Source organism: Phyllobacterium sp. 01N428 (genome assembly GCF_056399405.1).
Map to the genome: position 1 here is coordinate 1 of NZ_JBFTRH010000016.1, position 3,343 is coordinate 3,343.

At 59.6% G+C, this 3,343-nt stretch carries 3 protein-coding genes and 1 tRNA gene; 2 read left to right on the forward strand and 2 right to left on the reverse strand.

Annotated elements, in window-relative coordinates:
• The first annotated feature begins 71 nt into the window (after positions 1-71).
• Positions 72-148, forward strand: a tRNA-Met gene (locus AC1DNI_RS22705).
• A 56-nt stretch (positions 149-204) separates the two neighbouring features.
• Here AC1DNI_RS22705 and AC1DNI_RS22710 read toward each other — a convergent pair.
• Together AC1DNI_RS22710 and AC1DNI_RS22715 are read right to left on the reverse strand one after the other, a co-directional pair.
• On the reverse strand, positions 205-705 hold the full coding sequence (locus AC1DNI_RS22710; RefSeq protein WP_477693517.1) for a gluconokinase: 501 nt from the start codon (positions 703-705) through the stop codon (positions 205-207).
• Positions 702-1,469, reverse strand: a complete 768-nt coding sequence (locus AC1DNI_RS22715; RefSeq protein ID WP_477693518.1) for an SDR family oxidoreductase — start codon at positions 1,467-1,469, stop codon at positions 702-704. The genes AC1DNI_RS22710 and AC1DNI_RS22715 overlap by 4 nt, the downstream gene beginning before the upstream one ends.
• Before the next feature lie 199 nt (positions 1,470-1,668).
• Between AC1DNI_RS22715 and AC1DNI_RS22720 the strand changes: the two genes are divergently transcribed.
• Positions 1,669-3,102, forward strand: a complete 1,434-nt coding sequence (locus AC1DNI_RS22720) for an aldehyde dehydrogenase family protein (protein WP_477693519.1) — start codon at positions 1,669-1,671, stop codon at positions 3,100-3,102.
• Positions 3,103-3,343: the final 241 nt, after the last annotated feature.

Below are 3,343 nucleotides of genomic sequence, written 5' to 3' on the forward strand. Positions count from 1 at the left end.
AACGGCCCTATCCATGCAAGCGCAAGTCCTCGCAACAAAGGAAAGCGCAAGCGCATACCGCACACAATTGACGCGGGGTGGAGCAGCCCGGTAGCTCGTCAGGCTCATAACCTGAAGGTCACAGGTTCAAATCCTGTCCCCGCAACCAACATCATAAAACACCAACCCACACAAAAGCCCGGCATCCCCCGGGCTTTCCTGCGTTTATGGGTCCAGTTCTTTCAGCCAGGCAACGCTTGCCTGCACGATGACATTGATCGGTTCCGCCACATCCTGGCGCAGGACGCGAGACTCATCAACCGGCGCCTCGAGCGTCGCCAGCTGACTGTCGAGCATGGTAACCGGCATGAAATGCCCGGTGCGTTTGGCCATGTGCTCATGCAACACAGCCTCGCTGCCATCGAGGAACACGAAAGCCAGAGGGCCCGCAGCAGCCTTGCGCAAGCGGTCGCGATAGACTTTCTTCAATGCCGAGCACGAAACGACGATCCCGTCTTCGGCCGCTGCCAGTGTGGCGCCGATCTGGTCAAGCCACGGCCAGCGGTCGTCATCCGTCAACGGCGTGCCTGCCGCCATCTTGGCCACATTGCTTGCCGGGTGCAGGCTGTCGCCTTCAAGGAATGGCAGCCCAAGAACGTCGGCAATGCCGGCGCCGACGGAAGATTTTCCGGAGCCGCTCACACCCATGACGATAACGCGAATCATACGGAGGCCGTTATTCCGCCATCGACATGCAGCACCTGGCCGTTGACGAAGGAAGATGCGTCACCCGCAAGAAACACTGCCGCGCCCACCAATTCATCGACATTGCCCCATCGGCCGGCGGGCGTACGCTTTTCCAGCCACGCCGAAAAATCCGCATTGTCCATAAGCGCCTGATTGAGCGGAGTCTTGAAGTAGCCGGGCGCAATGGCGTTGATCTGCAAACCGTGCTTCGCCCAGTCGGTGCACATGCCGCGGGTCAGGTTCCGCACCGCCCCCTTCGTCGCCGTATAGGGCGCGATCGACGGGCGCGCGAGCTCGCTCTGGACAGAACCAATGTTGATGATCTTGCCTCGGCCGCGCTTTATCATATGCCTGGCAACAGATTGGCCGGCGTAAAATACGCTTGAGATATTGGTCTGCAGCAATTGCTGCCATTTATCCTCGGGAAAATCCTCGAGCGGTGCGCGAAACTGCATGCCGGCATTGTTGACAAGAATATCGATCGGCCCAATATCCGTTTCGATCGCATCGACCCCGGCCTTTACCGCGGCAAGATCGGTCACATCGAATGTCGAGGCATAGGCCTTAAGCCCCGCGGCCGCGAGTTCCCCGACAACCGCGTCGACCTTTACCCTGTCGCGCCCATTGATGACGACCGCCGCACCGTGCTCGGCGAGACCCTTGGCAAGCGCGAAACCAATGCCCTGGCTCGAACCGGTGACAAGGGCAAGCCGTCCTTCAAGATTGAACAGCGGATAGGGCATTCTTTCGTTCCTCCACGCGGACGCCTGAAAATAGCGCCAGGCCTTCCTATATCAAGTCTTCGAATCAGCGGTGATGTTCGCACAGACGGCCATGGCGGCGAAACCCATTCGGGGCAAATCGGGCGAAGCGGCGCAATTTCACGTTGAACGCGACTGCTCCTATGCTATTGGTTCGGCCAAACGGAGAGAGATATATCACATGACCCTGCACCAGAACCTTATCAACGGCGAGTGGTTCGGCAGCGATGCCGTTGCCAACGTCAATCCCTCAAATACCAATGATGTGGTCGGCGAGTACGCCCGCGCCAGCGCTGAAGATACAGTTCGTGCCATCGCGGCGGCAAAGGCAGCGTTTCCGGCCTGGTCGCGTTCGGGCATTCTCGAGCGTCATGCGATCCTGCGCAAGACTGCCGATGAGATCACCGCGCGCAAGGACGAACTCGGCCGCCTGCTCTCGCGGGAGGAGGGCAAGACACTCGCGGAAGGGATCGGCGAGACGCTGCGCGCCGCACAGATTTTCGATTTTTTTGCCGGCGAAGTTCTGCGGCTTGCCGGTGAAGTGATTCCGAGCGCCCGGCCGAACATCGGCGTCGAGATTACGCGCGAACCGGTTGGGGTCGTCGGTATTATCACGCCGTGGAATTTCCCGATTGCCATTCCCGCGTGGAAGATCGCGCCGGCGCTCGCCTATGGTAACACGGTCGTGTTCAAGCCGGCCGATCTTGTACCCGGCTGCTCCTGGGCCATCGTCGATATTCTGCACCGCGCCGGCCTGCCCAAGGGCGTTCTCAATCTCGTCATGGGCAAGGGGTCGGTCGTCGGTCAGACGATTCTCGACAGTGCCGATGTCCAGGCAATCACTTTCACGGGATCTGTCGGCACTGGCAAGCGCGTCGCCGCAGCTTCGATCGAGCATATGCGCAAGTTCCAGCTGGAGATGGGCGGCAAGAATCCGTTCGTCATTCTCGACGACGCCGACCTCAACGTCGCAGTCGAGGCGGCCGTCAACAGTGCCTTCTTTTCGACAGGGCAGCGCTGCACGGCCTCGTCGCGCATCATCGTCACCGAAGGCATCCACGACAAATTCGTTGCCGCCGCGACAGAACGCTTGAAGGGGCTTGTGATCGATGACGCCTTGAAGGCAGGCACGCATATCGGCCCGGTGGTCGACCAGAGCCAGCTCGATCAGGATATGAACTATATCGAGATTGGCAGGGGCGAAGGCGCAAAGCTGGCGTTCGGCGGCGAACGGCTCAACCGCGAGGCCCCGGGCTTCTATCTGCAGCCGGCGCTTTTCACCGAGGCCACCAATCAGATGCGCATTTCGCGCGAAGAGATTTTTGGCCCCGTCGCCAGTGTCATTCGCGTCAAGGATTACGAAGAAGCCCTGCATACCGCCAATGACACGCCGTTCGGCCTGTCGTCGGGCATAGCGACGACCAGTCTGAAGCACGCAACGCATTTCAAGCGCAATGCCGAGGCCGGCATGGTGATGGTCAATCTGCCGACGGCAGGTGTCGATTTCCATGTGCCGTTCGGCGGGCGCAAGGGCTCGAGCTACGGCCCGCGCGAGCAGGGCAAATATGCTGCTGAGTTTTATACGACGGTAAAGACTGCCTATACGCTGGCTTGATTTCCCGGTCGCATCTTTGTGACAGCTTTGGTTTTCGCAGGCGCTGCCATGGCAGCGCCTGTTTTCATTGGGCTTTTTCGGTTAGCCGCCGCCGCTTATCCACAGGGTTGGGTGGTGGTTGGAAAAAGTTTTGAGAAATTGAAAAAGGCGTGTTGACAGTTTTGTTGGGTGGGGTCTATATACCGGCACAACGAGGGCGGGGCGCCGCTGGCGGTTGCTGAATGCGCCCTAAGGTTTGCAG